Genomic DNA, 17965 nt, shown 5'->3' on the forward strand with positions numbered 1-17965 from the left:
ATTAATAAAAATAATCTTCTAAATGTATTTTAACTATTTGCAAATAGTATTGTCAAAATTAATTCAAATAATGCGTCATCACACAAGTTATTGGCAAAGATATTAACAATTGGAATTTGACCAAAAATAGCATTTTTCATCAATTTTGGGGCATTTTTTTCACTTATTGCCATTTTTGTGAAGTTATCCACACCCCGTTTAGTCATATTTTTACCCCTATTTTTCTCTGGCGTTTCGAGGCATAAAATAATATCAAAAAGTTTGCTAAAATCATAATTTTTTCCAATTAATTTTGGTATTTCTACGAAATCAAATTTCCCCATTTTTATGGCTTTACCAACTATTGGAAAAATTGCCTTTTCCAAAAGGTCAATATTATAAGGATTTTGGGAAAATCATGACTTTATTTTGTCTTTAGAAACCCCATTTTCATCACATAAAAAATCACCTATTTGATTCTTTATAGCTTCATAGCCTTCGTTGCCTTTTTGATAGCTTTTTTGGACAAATTCATCGCAATTAAATACTGAAAAACCGCGCTCAATGAGCTTTTTACTAAATGTGGTTTTCCCAACTCCAATTTTTCCAATTATTGCTATCATTTTTAGCCTCTTTTAACTTTAATATATTCATCAATTGCCATATTAGCACACTTATTATAGGCTCTTATTAGTCCGCCACCACCTAACTTAATTCCACCATAATATCGTATGACAAATACGACAACGTTTCCAAGCTTTTTTAATTCAATAGCTCGAGCAATTGGTCTTCCAGCTGTACCACTTGGTTCACCATCATCACTAAATCCTAAATTATGACTTTGAGTGCTATAAAATGAGTATGCATGGCAAATATGCGTGCTTTTTTTATGCTCTTTTCTAAGCATAAGTTCATATTTTTTGACATCTTCTTTTGAACTAATATCAAAAACACAGCCTATAAACTTAGACTTTTTAATTTCATACTCACTCACAGCAATATACATACTAAAATTCTACTATATTAAATATGGGCAAAAAAGGTATAAAAAAAATGGGGCGGATGAAGGGATTCGAACCCTCGCATGACGGGACCACAACCCGCTGTGTTAACCGCTTCACCACATCCGCCATTTTAATTTGTAAAACAATTATAAACTAAAACCTATTTTTATAAAGCTTTTAACATTTAAATTTATTAATAAATATAAAATTAGAATAGTGATTTTGTCTTTCAAGATCTGTACTCTATACCTTAAATAAAGAAAGCTTGGTAAATAAAATGAATAAGGTCAAAACTAATGTAATTATTAATGCAGATTGCATTGAAGCTTTGAAAAAAATTCCTGATAACAGCATAGATTTAATTTTTGCTGATCCACCATATTGAATGAGAACAAGCAAAACCTTATTCAGAGTTGAAGGTACAAAATTTAATGGCGTTGAAGATGAATGAGACAAATTTGATTCTAATGATGATTATGTACAGTTTACTAAAAAATGATTAAGTGAGTGTCATAGAGTCTTGAAACCTAATGGCTCTTTTTGAGTTATCGGCGGGATGCAATGCATTTACACAATAGGTGGGCTGATGCAAGATTTAGGATTTTGAATTATAAATGATGTTATATGACATAAAACTAATCCTACGCCAAATTTTAAGGGAACTAGGCTCCAAAACAGTCATGAAACTTTAATTTGAGCAACTAAGAATCAAAAGTCAAAATACACGTTTAACTATAAAACAGCCAAAGAATTAAATATTAATGTTGCAGACTATAATAAAGGAAACCGCAAACAACTAGGTAGTGTTTGGTCAATTTCAGTTGTTAATGGTAGTGAACGCCTAAAGGATAATGAAGGCTTAAAACTCCATAGCACACAAAAGCCTGAAGAACTTCTTTATAAAATAATTAATATTAACTCCAAAATTAATGATATAGTTTTAGATCCTTTTGCTGGCACTATGACAACCGGCAAAATAGCCAAACAAACAGGCAGAAAATACATAATGATAGAGCAAGATGAAAAATATTGTCATTATGGCGCAAATAGAATAGAAAAAACCAAGGAAAAAATAGGTGATATTGAGTTAGCAACTTTTGACATAAAACCCTTAAAAGTAGACTTAAAGGACATGATTAATGATAATTTTTTACATCTTGGTGAACAGTTTTATTTAAAAAACATTAATCACAAAAATGTTTATTTAAATTCTGATGGCAAATTAACTGACGATAATGAAGAAGTTCACGATATTCATTCAAAAGCTGCATTATTATTGAATAAAAAAGCATCTAGAGTAAATGGATTTAACTACTGACATGTTATGCGCGATAATAGGATTGTTTCAATTGACGAAATTAGAAATTTATATAGAGAATATTTATCAAAAAAAGCTAACTAAGGAATAATTGTTTGTCCAAAAGTGCTATAAATTAGCCATATAGGCTTTTTTAATAGGAAAAATGATTCTTGCTAACTAAGCAAAATTAAAAGACAGTCAACACGCTGTCTTTTAATACTACAAATACTCATTAAATAATACTTATGCCTGTTCTATGTTTTGATTTTTGCTTCTCTTGTATGTTAAGGATGATACCAAAATGCCTATGGCACAGGTGAAAACGATTAATGAGTAGAACAAGTATGTATACAAATATCCTGCTTTAGTTGATATTAAAGTAAATAACACACTAATCATTGATGATAATAAAGTTCTAAATACTATAGCTATTCCATTTTGCTTGTGGAAATGATTTTTACTAAAAAGTTCATATGATGTTGAATAATAAATAGGAATAAATAACGAATAAGCAAATTGCTGCAAGGCAATTATAGAAGCATATGATATTAAGTTTACTTTTGCTTCTGAATTCATAAAAAATAGTCAAACAAAATTTAGGGTTCCTAATACCGAAATTAATGTTATAAACAGTGGCTTGCTTTTTTTAATTTTTGATTGAAAAAAATAAACAATAATAACGCCTAATAGTGAAAAAGTTGTAAAAATTATAGAAAAGTAAAAGCCTCAGTTGTCAATTTTGTATTCAGAGTTTCCAAAACTATTAAAATACCGCGAAAGCCCCGATGTATTTGGAAATAGGAATATTCCTATAAGAAGCGATCCAGATAAAACAAACATTCATGACTTAACAAGATTTGACTTCATTTGTTTATTTTCAGCACTGTCAGTCAATGTTGGCTTACTAAATATAGTTGCTTCTTTATTTACTTTTAAGGAGTAATACAAAATTCCAGAAACTAAGTAAGTAATCATATTCATTGTTATTAGTCAATAAAAACTTAGATTCTTAAATAAAAAGAATGATAAGATTGTCGAAGCAAAAAAACCTAATGAAGTTGCTAAGGAGTTAGATGCATTAAACTTTTGCATCTGATCATTATTATCAGCAATAAAGTAAATTATGTTTTTTAGAAAAATAAATCTAAATGAATGAATAAAACCTAATATAGTGCTAAAAGTTATTAAAATTATGGATAAAGTGGTCTTCAAGTCTTTGTTACTATCGTCTTTGTTTAATATGATAAATGTTATTAATGGCGGGATTAATATAGTAAAACTTAATAAATCACAAACTAGTAGTATAAACTTGTCGCTTTTGACTTTTCTTACTATTTTAGAGCTAAATAAGTAAACTATTATTGATGGAAGCTGAATTAATAGATACAAAAATGTTACAAGTCAAAGGTTGCCAGTGAACTTAAATATAAATATGGATGAACCTAATTTGAATGCTTCTGATCCAATTAAGGACAATGTCAACGAACTTGTGTATTTTAGATTGTTTACTTTAAATTTCGTCATAACAAAACTCCTAGCATTAAAGTGTAATAGATGTTTTTTACAATAACAGTAGAGTTCATTGAATGTATAGAGTTTGCAGGTATAGCAATTGTTATTGCATCAGTATTTCTTATTTCGGTAGCATATGTTGATCCTGAACCAAAATATAGTTTGTATGGAATTGCATAATCATTGCAAATTTTTGTAACCTTGCTAAGTAATTTTTTATTTACATTTGTAAAAGTGTCAGCAACTCTAATTAGTATGTTTTCACTGTCTCAAAAATCAGATTCAGATACTTCAAAATTTATTATGTTTTTGAATTTTCCTAAATACTTTTGAACCTTAATATCACGAATGCCTCTTAATAGTATTTCTTCTTTAGTGCTCAAGCATATATTTATATTAATGTCAAGGTCATTTAGTAGGTGATTCAACAATAACACAGATAATCTATTATCATGATTACGGGCTGTTATGTCAATTTCAGACACTTTTGTCTTTGTAGCAGGCAGTATTTGGCCTAATTCAGAATCTAGATCTTTATCCAAGATATTCAAATTTATTTGTGGCCTATTGATTTTTCTATTCTTTTCTTGCGAATAAATAAGATTATCAATACTATTACCATTAACTTCAACAATGAATTCATTATCTAAGTTATATAAATTAAACATTCCATTTTTCCAATAAGTAGTGCCTTGAAAAAATGCTTCGTTATTAATCACTAACCCACCAATTTCATCAATATGAGCCAAAAACAAAACATTTCTCTTTTTTATGCAAGATTTTGTCACCAAAAAAGTATTATTGTTTATATTTGTAATCTTATTTTTTATAAAAACTGATTTTATAAATTTAGCTTCCAAGCCTGGCAGCGATGGATGAGTTCAACCATTTAACAATAAATTTTCAAGGCTTTCGCTATTGATAATTAACTCATTTAAAAAATAATTTTTTTCTTTAAGAATTTTTGATTTTTGATAAATATTTCAAGTTTTTCGAATTCAATATAGTGATTTTTCATTAAAAATTGTGTTATTTTTTGAAAGAAAATCACGTGGGTTGAAAGCGTAGTCAAGAAAAGTCTTATATTTATAATATTTGTTTATAAAAAAAGTATTTCAGCTAGTTGATAGCAAAAAGCTTTTTATATTGTGCTTGTCATTGTTAAAATCCAAAATAGCAGGCGAATTTGTTGTTATAAAATTCAAATCATTTGCAATTTGCATAATTCTTTTAGTTTTGTCTTTTAAAAAATACTTAGAGCTTGAATACGAAATACTACAAATTAAATGAACTATTGCATACTTGGCTTCAATTGCATATATGTTTTTATAATTTTTATATTGCTTTGTAAACTTTTCTTCCATTGATTCAAATAATATAAACTCAACAGCTATATTATCTATTAATAAAATAACTAGATTGTCATCTTTCTTTATTAGTGATACAGTTGATGATGACAATAAATAATTAATGAATTCTAATCTTAGATAGTATGGAGAATCTTGCAAAAAGCAAAAGTCTATATCATTTGGCTTTCTTATAATAATTTTTTCACTATAAAGCAAATAGCTTCCTTTTAATACGAGCTTTAGTGAACACTTTTTACTCTTGTTAAAAGTGTCTAAACATTGTTCAATGTATTCAATTACTTTAACCATTCTGTGGCAATATCTCCTTGTCTGCTTCTCTTGGAATAAGTTTAGTATTCCTGATATTAGATTCATGAATAAGAAACAATACTAACCTTTTAAGACCTATGCTGAATCCTGCTGTTTTAAACATGGTTTGGCTTTTTCTATCTAAATTAATCTACAATCATTAATATTATTTTTATGTCCATTAATGCCTTCAATAGTTTCATTATAGGTTTTGCATCTTTTTCAAACATCAACAGTTTCACTTATGTCCATAAGCAAATTAGAATTATGACCTATGCCTTTATAACTCTTTTGATGAAAGGGAGTAATAATAGATGGAAAATTGATTAATCATAGAATTGAATTACTAAATTTATGCATCAGGTATTTTTTGCCATTTGAATTTATTGTTTTAGTAAAATCACTGCTAAATTTGTCGAAATTTGTTTTGCCTGGATGCATATTTTCTCCACACTTTCATTTAAGCTAAAACTAATCAATTATAAGTGTATTTATTATGTTATATAGATACTGCAAAAATATGTGGAAAATTAGAAATATGAAAATTTTAGTTTATTTGCAAATAAAATAATATTATTAGTAAAATTTTTTCCTAATATTACTGTTTTATAGTGATTATCAACTTACAACAGATAGATATAAAAATCACATATAACAATATATGTGATGCTTATTAAATATTTTAGTTATCTGAATTAATTAATGTATGGATTTACTTATAAAACTTTCTTTGCTCATAGATACTAATTGCTTTTTTAACATTTTTGTATGTTAATCTGTGTTCAGGAGTAGCTCCATATTGAATTATTGATTCTGTATGCCTTTTTGTGCAATACCCTTTATGTTTTTCAAATTCATATTCTTTGTATTTATTAGCAATTTTAATCATAAATCTGTCTCTTGTTACCTTAGCTAAAATGGAAGCACATGCAACATTAAAGCTTATAGAATCGCCTTTAACTAAATTAACTTGTTTAATGGCTAATTCGTCAATTTTTTCAAAGTCAGTAATAACCAAATCAGGCTTAGTATTTAAAGAATCGATACAAATTTTCATGCCATTTTTAGAGCTTTTCTTTGGATTATATTTATCCACATATGAAGAAGGCAAAGTAACAATATGGTAATCAATGCAAACATTTAGAATCTCGTCAAATAGTATATCTCTTTGTTTTGCGCTAAGTTTTTTTGAATCGTTGATCCTTTCATTATTATAGTTTTTGGGCATTATTACAGATGCTACAACTAATGGCCCCGCACAGCATCCCCTGCCTGCTTCATCAACTCCTGCAATAAGCTTATAATCAGTGAAATTTTTGAGCTCGTAATCTAACATTTTACATCCTTAAAATAAAGAAAATGAACTATCTAAGTTCATCCTTCTTTTCTCTTATACTATCTTCTGGAATATCTCTAGCCTCTGCCTCAACTATTTCTCCATTAGAGCCTGATTTATTTGCTTTTTCATCATTTTTGCTAGATGAATTTTCAGCACGCTTCTTGGCTTCTTGTTGCTCTAAAATATCTAATATTAAGTTAGCCAATGTTGCTTTTTCCATACTTTGGTAGCCTGAAATATATAGTTTTTGAGCTGCCTCATAAAGCTTTTCATTTGGCAAGTCCATAAGCTTTTTATAATTCTTTTCTCTAGCTAACTTAGCTGGATCCACTTCATCGTCCTTGTCCATTTTTTCAGGTTCTGAATCAACTGATTCTTCAGTTCCTTCAGCAGAATAATCACTAGGTTTTGACTCCAATTTACCACCAAAAGCAGCTTGAATGTTTTCCACTAGCTCTTTAAGCTCAGGATTTGCATCAAGTTGTTTTTTGGCTTCTTCATATCTTTGCACATTTATATATGCGATCTTAATAAACATATATTTTCTAACAAATACAAAGTATGCAACAGCTAAAATTATTGTAAATAATATAGTTAAGATCATTCTTACCAAGATATAGTTACTAAATGCAACGTCACCAGTAGAATTTATACCTCTACCTTGAATAATTGCTGATACTGAATTTCATATATTAACAAACAAAATTATGAAATATATTGTTAGCGGTCAAGAATAAATTTTTGAAAAGTTTTTTTTCTTATAACCTTGTAAAACAGATAGAAACATTAAAATAGTAGACACTAAAATTCCAGCAGAAGCTACATATTTAAATATTATCCAAAACATGTGCATATTCTTTAAATATTCAGGTGAGAAATTTTTGTCAGGGCTTTTATCAAAAATTTCATTAGCGACATTTATATAAGCAAGATCAAGTGATGCAGTTACTATAAAATAAAGAATTAATATAATGAATGAAACAAAAGTTGATATGAAAATAGGACGAAAAGTTTTCTTTTCGTGCTTTCATAATCCTTCAAAAGATGCTTCAAATCTGAAGTGGTTATTAAACATATTTCTCCTTAAGGAAAATATTAATAATTAACTAAATAATATATTATTAATTATCATTTTTTAATAATTCGTAATCATATTCAGCAATATCAAATTCTTTAGGTATATCAGAATACACTTCGATTAATTTATTTGTAACTGGATGTATAAAACTCAACTTATATGCATGCAATCTTTGATTAAATTCATCAACACTTTTGCCATAAATACTATCACCATACACAGGGTGCTTAATATATGTTAAATGCACTCTAATTTGGTGTGTTCTTCCAGTTTCAAGCTCACATTTTACTAAAGAATAAGGCTTATTATCAATGTAAAAACTTTTAAGCATATGTACATATGTAACTGAACTCTTGCCATCTTTATGTATGCTCATTAGCTTTCTATTTTTTGTATCTCTTTGAATAGGCAAATTAATTTTAGTTACTTTATTAGGCAGTATTCCTTCACAAATAGCTAAATAAGTACGCTTAATTTGGTGATTTTTAAGCATTTTAGCTAATTCATTGTGAGTCTCATTATCTTTAGCAATAATTAAAAGTCCGCTGGTATCTTTATCAATTCTGTGCACAATTCCTAAGCGCAATAAACCATTTGTATCTGATAAATTGTTTTTAAAATGATACATTAGTGCATTAACTAAAGTGTCATTAAGATGACCAGGTGCTGGATGAACAACTAATCCGCTAGGCTTGTTTAAGATTAACAAATACTCATCTTCATACCTAATATCAAGTGGCATGTCAACAGCTTCAATATTACTTTCTTTTTCAAGTAATCTTAAAACAGTAATTACCATTCCTTCACGCACCATGTAATTAGGTTTTCTAACAAATTTTTTATCATCTACATAAACAGCTTCTTGCTCAATTAACGCCTTAGCATCATTTCTAGTAATTTCAGAATTATCGCTTATGTACTTGTCTATTCTTTCTTTGTATTTAACTTCTAATTGAATCATTTGTTTTGAATTATAAATTATTAAATAAATAATTTAACTAACTAATCAAGGACAAAATACAAGGAAAGCAAGAACAACATTAATTAAAATAAGTAGAACTACTGGGAATTTCTTTTTGTACATAATTGATGAGAATATGACTGTAAACAAGACATAAATGAATAAAATTGGCATACCTATTTTTTCAAAATATTGAGCCTTTATTTTCATATTATCAATCTTGGCATAGTCGCTAATAGATTTATTAAAAATAACTTGTGGGAATGCTATTCCTATTATGAGTTGAATAATTAGCGCACCAATAATTCCAACAATTACTGGATTCATAATTTTTACTAACCCTTGCAAAAATGGTGACTTATTTTTGCTTGACATTAGCTTCATTGAGAAAAACATTGCTAAAAATGGTACAAGAACAAATGTTAAATAAGTAAAGAATGTAAATATAAAGCCTCATCAGTGGCCATTTGCAACCAAATAGCCTGTGGCAAAGGCTAATTTAGTAGAAAAAACGCCTGGAGTTGCATTACTTATTGTAAATAAGTTTGACACAGTTTGGCTATCAACATTGGTTGCAAAATGTTTATTCAAAAATTCCCAAAGTCAGCTAAATATAGGCATAAAGATCTGTCCACCACCAAATACTGACAAACTAATAAATATAATGAAAATTATGGTAGTTAGTATCATTAAAAAGGTCATTATTTACCACCTTTCGAATGATCTTCACTAGGAATAATCAAATCACTCTTATGGTTTTTCTTGTTTTTAATTATTTTCTTTCTTGAAAAGTAAACAATTGTAAAAATAACCATTATTGTAACCATAATAATAACTGGCATATTATATGGAGCAGGCACAAAGAGCGCGTATAAAATAGTTATTAAAAATAGTAAAAATCATAGCCATTGTTTAATGGCTTTTAGTCCTTTTCTAACATAGTTATAAACAAAAACAATCAATGAACCAATTATTGTCGATAAGACAGCAACTTCAATCACAAAAAGATATTTAAGAGGAATATATTGAGTAAAGTAAAAAATCAAGAAACCAAAAATTACATGAGGTAAGACACCAAAAACAATAACAATTAATGCCTTTCAAAAACCTAAAGTTTTAAAAGCAATATAACTCAAGGCCTCAATAACTGAAGCGCCAGGAAGCATGTTGGTTAAAATAACATTCTCTTCAAACTCTTTTTCACTCAATCAGCGATATTTATCAACTGAGTATCGTTTAAAAATTGGCAACAAAGCATTACCACCTCCAAAGCCAATAAACGAAGTGAATATGATAAATCAAAGTACTCTTCAAAATGAAGGCTTGACTCTATTTACTAACTCTTCTGTGTGCATATTTTATTCATCCTTTTGTGCAAAAATGTAATTAATTTTCTTGCCTTTTGCTGACCATTTTCTTTCGTATCCTGTTTGATAATTCTCTTCATTGTGCTTTGAATTATGTAAATCAATTCCATGATCAATAATTCTTCAATGGCTGTTTTGTAGGGATAAAAGTGAAAATTCATAAAGGCCATCACTGTCACTTTTAAACTTCAAAATGCCGTCTTTATCAAGAATTTTCTTATATTTTTCTAAAAACAATGGATGTGTAAGCCTTCTTTTTTGATGTCTAGCTTTAGGCCAAGGATCGCTAAAAGTTAGTCATATAACTTTGCACTGCCCTTCAAAAATCTCGTCAACTTTAAAAGCATCATCAATCAAAATTTTAAAATTTGAAAGCTTATATTCGTTTGCTTTTTTTATACACTTAGCAGCCACAGTTGGATATTTTTCTAAGCCAATAAAGTTTAATTCAGGATAAGCTTTAGCTAATTCAACTATCATTTCACCCTTACCCATACCAATTTCTAATATTGTTTTATCATCCAGCAAAATTTTCGAATCGCCCTGTTTTATAAGGTAATTGGACATTTCTAGCTTGCTTTCAGCATTCTTATCATAACGCAATCTCATTTATAAATAATTCTATCAAAAAAGCAGCGGAATTTCCACTGCTTAAATGAATATTAAATAACTTTTAATACAACTTCCTTAGATTTATGTTTACCTTTTAGAGAATCTCTTTCAACATGAATAATCTCTACTTTTTCGTTACCGCTAGTATGATCGCCCACTTTTTGTTTACGACGATATCCTAGTACAGCAGCTTCAATATCTTCCAAACTATTTGCAGTTGCAATAATCTCTTGGTTGACAATTAATTTAGCTTTATACTTGTACATAAATCTCCTTAAGTAGACAAGTCATTGTCTACCTTATTAAATTATAGCAAAGGCAAATATTAATTATGGTTTTAAGTCACATTTTACACAAGTTTTTTGCTCCTTGCTTTCTTAGCTTTTAGCTCTTTTACAATATAATAATAATGTATCCAAAAATACAATAACATTTACTAAATTTAAAATATTAATTATTAGCTAAATAAGCACAAATAAAACAAATAATTTATAAAAATATTAATAAATACATAAATTCTCACTACACAAAGGGGAGCTATGATTGCCGAACAGAACAAAGGCAAGAGAATTTCTTTCCCTGTTGAAGGATCAATTATAGATGTACAAGCCTATAAATATGATGGCACACTATATAGACAATGAAATGGTGTAAAAGTTCTTAGAAATACCAGCAAACACTATGTCCTTTTAATGTACAAAACAAGAGTTAGTGAACAAAATAATCATAATTGAGTCTACAGAGACTATGTATTATGATTTTTACCTAAACGTTCAATGTATAATGCTCTCATTCTTTTAAAGCCAAGCAAAAAGCAAAATTATTCATATATTAATGTTGCTTCATATCCTATTTACGAAGATAATACGATAAAGTTCATTGACTTTGACCTAGATATAAAAGCTTATCCATCAAATACTGTCTCTATTGTGGATAGCGAAGAGTTTAAAGAAAACTCACGGCGTTATAAATATCCAGATAAGCTTAAACAATTAGTTTGAGACGGCACACAAGAAGTTATGCAGCATTACGAAAGACAAGGCTACTTTTTTAATGATGAAATAATTAACTATTACATTGATTTAGGCATTAAAGATTGTTCCATTGCAAAGAAATTCAGAGCCTCAAAAAACAAAAAAAGATCAAAGAAAAAAAGCGAGTAATTCGCTTTTTTGCCTTTTTTATAATCCTTTTGGTCTCTTACTGTGTGCTAACTGCTGAAACAACAACAATAGGCTCCTTGCTAAAGACTTTAAATATTCTTTTTCTAATTGCTTGCCTGCAAACATTTTGAAACTCTCTTAAACTTTCAAACTTTTTGCCTTCAATTACATTTAAAAGTGTTGCTTTAATTAAGTCGTTTGCCTCAGACTTTTCTTCTTTACTTATTACGCCAACTGTATTAATTTGCACTTTTCCAACTATTTTTTTCTTAATTGGATTATATCTAATGGCAACTAAAACCACACCTTCACGACCTAAAACTTCACGTTCATTAAGCACTTCCGTATTTATATCGCCAACACCAAAACCATCAACAATAACATCGCCAACTTCTTTGATTTTTCTCTTGTATGAGCCAAGTTTACCGTTGTCAAAATGCGCAACTTGACCATTTTGTAACACTAAAACATTTTTAGAGTTAAATCCTACATTTTTAACAATATACCTTTGTGCATCTTGCAAGTATCTATATAGCCCTTGAACAGGTATTACATATTCAGGTTTTAAAATATTAATTAACTTTGCAAGATCTTCTCTAGCTGGATGGTGGTGGAAAAATTCAAAATTATTAAGCTCCATAACTTTGGGACTGACTCTAGCAATATCATCAAGCACTACAGCTTCTAAAGACTCCAATCCATTGATTGCAGGAGCAATCATTATAACAGTGTCACTTTCTTGAAGTTTTAAATAAACATCATTGTTGTCCGTAATTCTTGCAAATCTTGAGTGCAATCTTTCAACAGTTCCAGTAACTAAAATAACTGCATTTTTAACTTTATTAGCATACTTATAGTCTAAAACTTTAGGCAATCTCAAATCAGGAACTACTGACTTAATTAAACTTAAAACTTGTCCGTATGTTTTTCCATAAGCTATTACTGGTCTTTTTGCTTCATATGCAAAATCTAAAATTTGACTTATCGAATACATTTCTTCATCATAAGCACCAACAATGATTCTTTGATCAGGTCTTGCGCTAAAAAATGCTTCTCTTACATTTCTTGGTAAAACAATTTTGTCAGCTGCTCTACAATTTTGATTTGAGTTTCCTGAATCAACTATTAATGCCTTAATCTTTCTTTTTGCAAAGAATTTTTTAGGCATTTCATCAAAATCTAAGTTTCCATATATACCTAAATTTGCCTCAACAAAGTTGAACATAAACAAATAGTCACCACTTGGAGTAATAAAATCAAGACCAATGTGTCCTGGCATTGAGCCTGCTAATTCAATTGGATTAACAAAAATGTCGCCAACTTTGGTAGGTCTGTCTAAAATATTAATCTTAACCTTTTTCAGGTCTAACTTATACTTAGACAATCTTTCCATAATTAATACTTTATTGAACTTAGATGTATAAACAGGTACTGTTGGCATTTTCATTAATAATCATGGAAGTGCACTAAATGAATCATTTTTAACATCAGTAACAAAAACGCCTTGTATAGCATCCTTGTTTTTAATTAAATAGTTGAAATTAGGAATCAAAGTGTCGATTTTATTGCTCGAATTAATAGGAACTTTAGCACCTGAGTTAATTACATATATTTTTTTGTTTTCGCCTTTTTCATCAAATGTTTCCAAAATGTAGCAATTTTTGCCATTTTCGTCAAGTCCACCAAGAGCAAATATATTAATATGGTTCATTAAGACCTCCATAAATAAAAATAAATTATTAAATTGAAATAAAAAACATAATATTTAATTTCAATTTTACCACATAATGAAATTTTGATGATTATGCTTTTATAGTTAATTTTCTATTTGCTATGCAATACTATCAATGAATTATTAGACTGTTTTATAGGATTTTTAGTCAAATATGCAAATGTAAATTTTATGCTGGCTTGATAGCTTAAGTCAAATAAAAAAACAAGCTAGGTTACAGCTTGCTTATCAATTTAATCTTTCTTCCTCAATCTTAATTTCAAAATTTGTTCCGCTTAATTCTACCTTAGATTCCATCATTTTTGCTTCATTTTGTTCTAAAGATTTCTTATTCTTAGTTATCTCATTCTTTGTATTTTCAATTTTGTCAATAATGTTTTGTTTGTCTTTTTTAAGTGATTCAATAGTATTTTGTTTTTCAGTTACGCCTTTTTTGATAACTTCAATTTTTTGGCTTAGTTCGTTACGAGATTTTTCAGCTTCTTCGAATTTTTTCTTTGCATCGTTTATATCAGACACATTTTCTCCGTCCACTTCTATATGCTCGTAGTTAAGCTCATTTATTTTTTTATCTGTGAAATCTTTGAATCTTTTAAGTAGATCATATTGTTTATTAACACTTTCATAAGTCTTTTCAGCATCTCTTAATTCAGAACTAAGTTTTTCAGATTCATTGCTTGCACTTGTAATTTCTTTTTCAATTTTAGAAATTTTAGGCATTGCATCTTTTTGAAGTTTTTCTAAGTTTGTTTCTAAATCATTAATTAGCACAGTAATGTTTTTGATTTTATCATCAGTCTTACTAATGGCACCATGTAATTGTTCTCTTTGTAAAAGCAAGTCTCTTAATTTAACGCTTTCAGGCATTCTGCCTTTTGCTGTAGCTGCTGCTACAAAAGCAGGTGAAACTGCAATAACTGCAATACTTCCAAATGTCAATAATCTATTTCTAATTCTTTTCATGAATTTACCTCGATATTTAACGTTTGCAATCATATTCCGAACAAAAAATATTGATAAAATTAATGAATAAAAAAAATATGCTAATGTGTAAATATTAACATATACAAAATTTACTAATTTAACTTTAAAATAGAGCTATTTGACTTTAGAAAAATCAGCATACTTATTGATTTTTTCTCGTTTTGCTTCTTTTAATTTAATAACAATTGTAAACTCGCCTTTAGCAGATCCACTCTTTAATTCATTTAAAACTTTGTTTGCATCTCCGTAGTAAAACTGCTCATGAATTTTGGTCATTTCTCTAGCTAAAAACACAGTTGCATCACTATTTCATACTTTATAAATCTCAGTTAAAAATTTTTCAATCTTACTATTGCCTACATAAAATACATAAGCATGCTCAGAGCTAAAAGATTCAATCTGTTTAATTCTTTGGCCTTCTTTTTCTTTAGGAAAACCCATGTACACAAATGTGCTTGATAGTCCGCTAAGCGCAAATGCTGTAATTGATGCACTGACACCCGGAATAATTTCAATACTTATGTTATTTTCATTAGCTAATTTAACAATTTCAAAACCTGGATCATTAACTAATGGCATGCCTGCATCAGAAACTAAGGCAATGTTTTGCTCATTCTGTATCAATCTATCAATTATTGACTTGGCAGAGCTCTTTTCATTATTTTTATTATGAATTACTAATGGTTTTTTTACATCATAAGCTGCCAAAAGCTTTGCAGTCACTCTTGTATCTTCACAAGCAATTCAGTCAACTGACCTTAGAGTTTCTACTGCTCTATAAGTTATGTCTTTTAGATTACCAATTGGTGTACCAACAATGTAAATTTTACTCATAAGCACCTACTATTTTAGTCAGCATTCTCTCAGTTTGCAAAAAGTAATTTTCGTTAGATTCTAAACTATCAAGATATTCGTCTATGGCTGTAAACAAGGCAAAATAGTCAATTTTTGCATCCTTTAGTTTGCTTGCTACTTTTTTCATTAATGGATTCTTGAAACTGAATTTATTTCAAATTCATGAAAAAATAAACTTAAGACACAAGGCTAAAAAAGCCATTGTGTTTTTGTTCTCTTTTTTACTAAATTTAGTTAAAAAGACATACAAATGATATTTTTCTTTAAAGCTTTTGTTCACAGCTTCTAATAAATTTAATACTAATTCATATGAATCATTATTTAAATATTTCTCAGACTGCGATAAATCATTAAATACATAACTAAAAAACCATGCTTGTTCTTTAGGATAGTTTTTATTTATTAATTCTGCTTCTATGTCTAAATAACTAGGGGCTTTAACATTAATAACAATTGAACGTGATTGTATTGTTGGTAAAACTGCATTAATATTTCTTGTAGTAAGCAAAAATATTGTGTCTGAACTTGGCTCTTCAATATTCTTTAATAGCGCATTCAAACTGGCATTTGAAGCTTTGTCAATTTCTTTCAAAATGATTATTTTATAGGCATTTTGGACAAATGAAGCCAGTGTGCTGTTTTCCATTACAGATACAATTTTGGACTTAGATAAATCTTCATTAAAAAACATAACATTAGCAGGCAACTCTTGCTCATTTAATGATGTAATTTGACTGTTATTGACCCTGTTAATAAAGTAAATAAGTGATTCATTAATATCAATATTTGAACTAGAACTAAGCAAATAGCAATGACTAATCTTGTTTTGAGAAATTGAATTATCTAAAATTTTTATTAAATTTTCACTAACCATTAATTATTCTTCCATCACTCATCAAACTTCTTATTTTGGAACAGCTTCTCAACTATTTCATCTAAGATTTCAGGAATGCTTTGCAAGCCATTAACAATAATAAAACGCTTAGGGTCTAAATTAATTACTTCTTTGTAAGCGTCAAAAACTTTTTTATGAAATTCTAAGCTTTCTGAATCAAGACGATCACTAATTAGTCTTGAAACATTTCTCCGGTATTCACTTTGCTCAGCAGTTATATCAATAAAAATAGTTATATCAGGAATAGTGCTCTCAATAACCATTTCAGTAAGTTGCTTTGCAAATGATAAGCCTAAACCCCTAACTATACCTTGGTATGCATAGAAACTGTCGATATATCTATCGCATAGAACTAATTTGTTTTCTTTAAGTGCAGAAAGTATAACTTTTTCAATATGAATCCGTCTGCTGGCAGTGTACAAAAGAGCTTCAGAAATTGGAGACAAACGCGACTCTTTGTCTAAAATTAGCTCCCTAATTTTTTCTGATTCTCTAACATTTTTACCGCCTGGTTCTCTAGTTACTATAAAACTTAGAGCAGGCTTTTTCTCTAATAGTTTTTCAACCAATTTTTGTAGAATAGTAGTTTTTCCGCTTCCGTCCAAACCTTCAAAAGTTATAAACATACTGCTCCTAAAAAATTATTTTGTTCTGTTCTCTATAGCTTGTTTAATGGTGAATTCGTCGATATATTCAATATTAGAATTTAATGGAAGCCCTACAGCAGCCCTAGTTGCTTTGACATCAATTTCTCTACAAATTTGCATTAGTTGCGCTGTCGTCATTTGCCCTTCAATAGTAGGGCTAAGCACAATTATTACTTCAGTTATTTTCTTGGTCTTAATGAAATTAACTAAGTGCTCATAATTAAAATCAACTTTGGCATTTTTTGGCGACATAGACAATAAGTATGGCAAGACAAAAAAGTATCCATTATAAAAATCGGTATCAAAAATCTTTTTAACACTTGCAACACTTTCAACAACAATCAAAGTGTTTCATAAATTAAATCGATCACAGTTGACACATTTTCCGTTTTCAACTATAAAATTGCACTTTTTACAAAATCCAATTTTGTCCTTAGTATCCAAAATATACTCTAGTGTTTGCTTTATTTCATCCTTAGGACTTTTCAAAATATAATCAGCAAGCTTTTCGGCCTGCTTTTTAGTTATTGTTGGTATTGACAATAACTTCTTAGTTAATTCATCAATAGTTTTAATGTTCATAATTAAAAGCCAAAACCTGAAGGCATTGCTGGCATAAGGGCTTGTTGTTTTTCATCAATTTCTGTAAATAATTCATTTAAAAGTAAAAGAATTACATCTTCAATAATTTCAGGATCTTCTGGATCTAATAAATTTGAGTCTTCAATTTTAATTGACACAATTTTTTTACTACCCTTGGCAACTACTGTCACACCGTGTTTAGAAGCCTTAAATTCTTGCTCCATAAATTCTTCAGTTTTTTGCTCCAATTCCTTTTGTAATTTTTGCATTTTTCTTAGCATATTTTGATCCATAATT

21 protein-coding genes and 1 tRNA gene are annotated in these 17965 nt (G+C 28.8%); 2 read left to right on the plus strand and 20 right to left on the minus strand.

The genetic code is table 4. The features are described from left to right. Nucleotides 1-29: 29 nt before the first annotated feature. The 3 genes from MAGA_RS03805 to MAGA_RS03815 form a co-directional block, all read right to left on the minus strand. Nucleotides 30-602, minus strand: coding sequence for a dephospho-CoA kinase (locus tag MAGA_RS03805; protein ID WP_013022283.1), 573 nt, complete (start codon nt 600-602; stop codon nt 30-32). A 2-nt stretch (nt 603-604) separates the two neighbouring features. Beyond that, entirely contained in the window at nt 605-985 is a 381-nt protein-coding gene (locus MAGA_RS03810; RefSeq protein WP_042509411.1) for a YigZ family protein, read from the minus strand. Between the two features lie 48 nt (nt 986-1033). Then, nucleotides 1034-1109 (minus strand) — tRNA-His (locus MAGA_RS03815). 151 nt (nt 1110-1260) lie between these two features. Here MAGA_RS03815 and MAGA_RS03820 point away from each other — a divergent pair. Beyond that, the gene (locus tag MAGA_RS03820; protein ID WP_013022285.1) at nt 1261-2385 is read left to right on the plus strand and encodes a site-specific DNA-methyltransferase; all 1125 of its coding nucleotides are present in this window, start codon (nt 1261-1263) and stop codon (nt 2383-2385) included. Nucleotides 2386-2526: 141 nt separating this feature from the next. Here MAGA_RS03820 and MAGA_RS03825 read toward each other — a convergent pair whose 3' ends face one another. The 10 genes from MAGA_RS03825 to MAGA_RS03870 form a co-directional block, all read right to left on the minus strand. Beyond that, nucleotides 2527-3807, minus strand: a complete 1281-nt coding sequence (locus tag MAGA_RS03825) for an MFS transporter (RefSeq protein WP_013022286.1) — start codon at nt 3805-3807, stop codon at nt 2527-2529. Further along, nucleotides 3789-5453: a hypothetical protein gene (locus MAGA_RS03830; RefSeq protein ID WP_042509412.1), complete on the minus strand. Its 1665-nt coding sequence runs from the start codon at nt 5451-5453 to the stop codon at nt 3789-3791. Before MAGA_RS03830 ends, MAGA_RS03825 begins: the two co-directional genes overlap by 19 nt. A gap of 141 nt (nt 5454-5594) precedes the next feature. Further along, the gene (locus tag MAGA_RS03835; protein ID WP_013022288.1) at nt 5595-5894 is read right to left on the minus strand and encodes an amino acid--tRNA ligase-related protein; all 300 of its coding nucleotides are present in this window, start codon (nt 5892-5894) and stop codon (nt 5595-5597) included. Nucleotides 5895-6165: 271 nt separating this feature from the next. Next, entirely contained in the window at nt 6166-6789 is a 624-nt protein-coding gene (locus MAGA_RS03840; RefSeq protein ID WP_013022289.1) for a ribonuclease HII, read from the minus strand. A 28-nt stretch (nt 6790-6817) separates the two neighbouring features. Next, nucleotides 6818-7867: a membrane protein gene (locus MAGA_RS03845; protein ID WP_013022290.1), complete on the minus strand. Its 1050-nt coding sequence runs from the start codon at nt 7865-7867 to the stop codon at nt 6818-6820. A 46-nt stretch (nt 7868-7913) separates the two neighbouring features. Further along, nucleotides 7914-8831, minus strand: coding sequence for an RluA family pseudouridine synthase (locus MAGA_RS03850; protein WP_013022291.1), 918 nt, complete (start codon nt 8829-8831; stop codon nt 7914-7916). A gap of 33 nt (nt 8832-8864) precedes the next feature. Next, a complete protein-coding gene (locus MAGA_RS03855) occupies nt 8865-9533 on the minus strand; it encodes a chromate transporter (RefSeq protein ID WP_013022292.1) in 669 nt (222 codons plus the stop codon). Further along, nucleotides 9533-10186 (minus strand): chromate transporter, encoded by a 654-nt coding sequence (locus MAGA_RS03860; RefSeq protein WP_013022293.1) that lies wholly within the window; start codon nt 10184-10186, stop codon nt 9533-9535. Before MAGA_RS03860 ends, MAGA_RS03855 begins: the two co-directional genes overlap by 1 nt. Nucleotides 10187-10189: 3 nt before the next feature. After that, complete coding sequence (gene trmB / locus MAGA_RS03865) at nt 10190-10807, minus strand: tRNA (guanosine(46)-N7)-methyltransferase TrmB (RefSeq protein WP_013022294.1); 618 nt, start codon at nt 10805-10807, stop codon at nt 10190-10192. 53 nt (nt 10808-10860) lie between these two features. Further along, nucleotides 10861-11076, minus strand: coding sequence for an MAG6790 family protein (locus MAGA_RS03870; RefSeq protein WP_004024108.1), 216 nt, complete (start codon nt 11074-11076; stop codon nt 10861-10863). 273 nt (nt 11077-11349) lie between these two features. Here MAGA_RS03870 and MAGA_RS03875 point away from each other — a divergent pair, with 273 nt between their 5' ends. After that, nucleotides 11350-11973 carry a DUF402 domain-containing protein gene (locus MAGA_RS03875; RefSeq protein WP_013022295.1) on the plus strand — a complete coding sequence of 208 codons (624 nt, stop codon included), beginning with the start codon at nt 11350-11352 and terminating at the stop codon, nt 11971-11973. A gap of 37 nt (nt 11974-12010) precedes the next feature. On the opposite strand, the gene MAGA_RS03880 is transcribed toward MAGA_RS03875, so the two are convergent. From MAGA_RS03880 to MAGA_RS03910, 7 genes are all read right to left on the minus strand, one after another. Continuing rightward, complete coding sequence (locus tag MAGA_RS03880; protein ID WP_013022296.1) at nt 12011-13684, minus strand: MBL fold metallo-hydrolase RNA specificity domain-containing protein; 1674 nt, start codon at nt 13682-13684, stop codon at nt 12011-12013. A gap of 246 nt (nt 13685-13930) precedes the next feature. After that, complete coding sequence (locus MAGA_RS03885) at nt 13931-14668, minus strand: hypothetical protein (RefSeq protein WP_226876352.1); 738 nt, start codon at nt 14666-14668, stop codon at nt 13931-13933. A 135-nt stretch (nt 14669-14803) separates the two neighbouring features. Then, nucleotides 14804-15523 (minus strand): 16S rRNA (cytidine(1402)-2'-O)-methyltransferase, encoded by a 720-nt coding sequence (rsmI, locus tag MAGA_RS03890; protein ID WP_013022298.1) that lies wholly within the window; start codon nt 15521-15523, stop codon nt 14804-14806. Beyond that, nucleotides 15516-16418 (minus strand): DNA polymerase III subunit delta', encoded by a 903-nt coding sequence (locus MAGA_RS03895; protein WP_013022299.1) that lies wholly within the window; start codon nt 16416-16418, stop codon nt 15516-15518. Before MAGA_RS03895 ends, rsmI begins: the two co-directional genes overlap by 8 nt. Beyond that, nucleotides 16418-17065, minus strand: a complete 648-nt coding sequence (gene tmk, locus MAGA_RS03900; RefSeq protein WP_013022300.1) for a dTMP kinase — start codon at nt 17063-17065, stop codon at nt 16418-16420. The genes MAGA_RS03895 and tmk overlap by 1 nt, the downstream gene beginning before the upstream one ends. A gap of 15 nt (nt 17066-17080) precedes the next feature. Then, nucleotides 17081-17668, minus strand: a complete 588-nt coding sequence (locus MAGA_RS03905) for a toprim domain-containing protein (protein ID WP_013022301.1) — start codon at nt 17666-17668, stop codon at nt 17081-17083. A 2-nt stretch (nt 17669-17670) separates the two neighbouring features. Continuing rightward, nucleotides 17671-17961 carry a YbaB/EbfC family nucleoid-associated protein gene (locus MAGA_RS03910; protein WP_042509413.1) on the minus strand — a complete coding sequence of 97 codons (291 nt, stop codon included), beginning with the start codon at nt 17959-17961 and terminating at the stop codon, nt 17671-17673. Nucleotides 17962-17965 lie beyond the last annotated feature (4 nt).

The organism is Mycoplasmopsis agalactiae, from assembly GCF_000089865.1.
Lineage (GTDB): Bacteria > Bacillota_I > Bacilli_A > Mycoplasmatales > Metamycoplasmataceae > Mycoplasmopsis > Mycoplasmopsis agalactiae_B.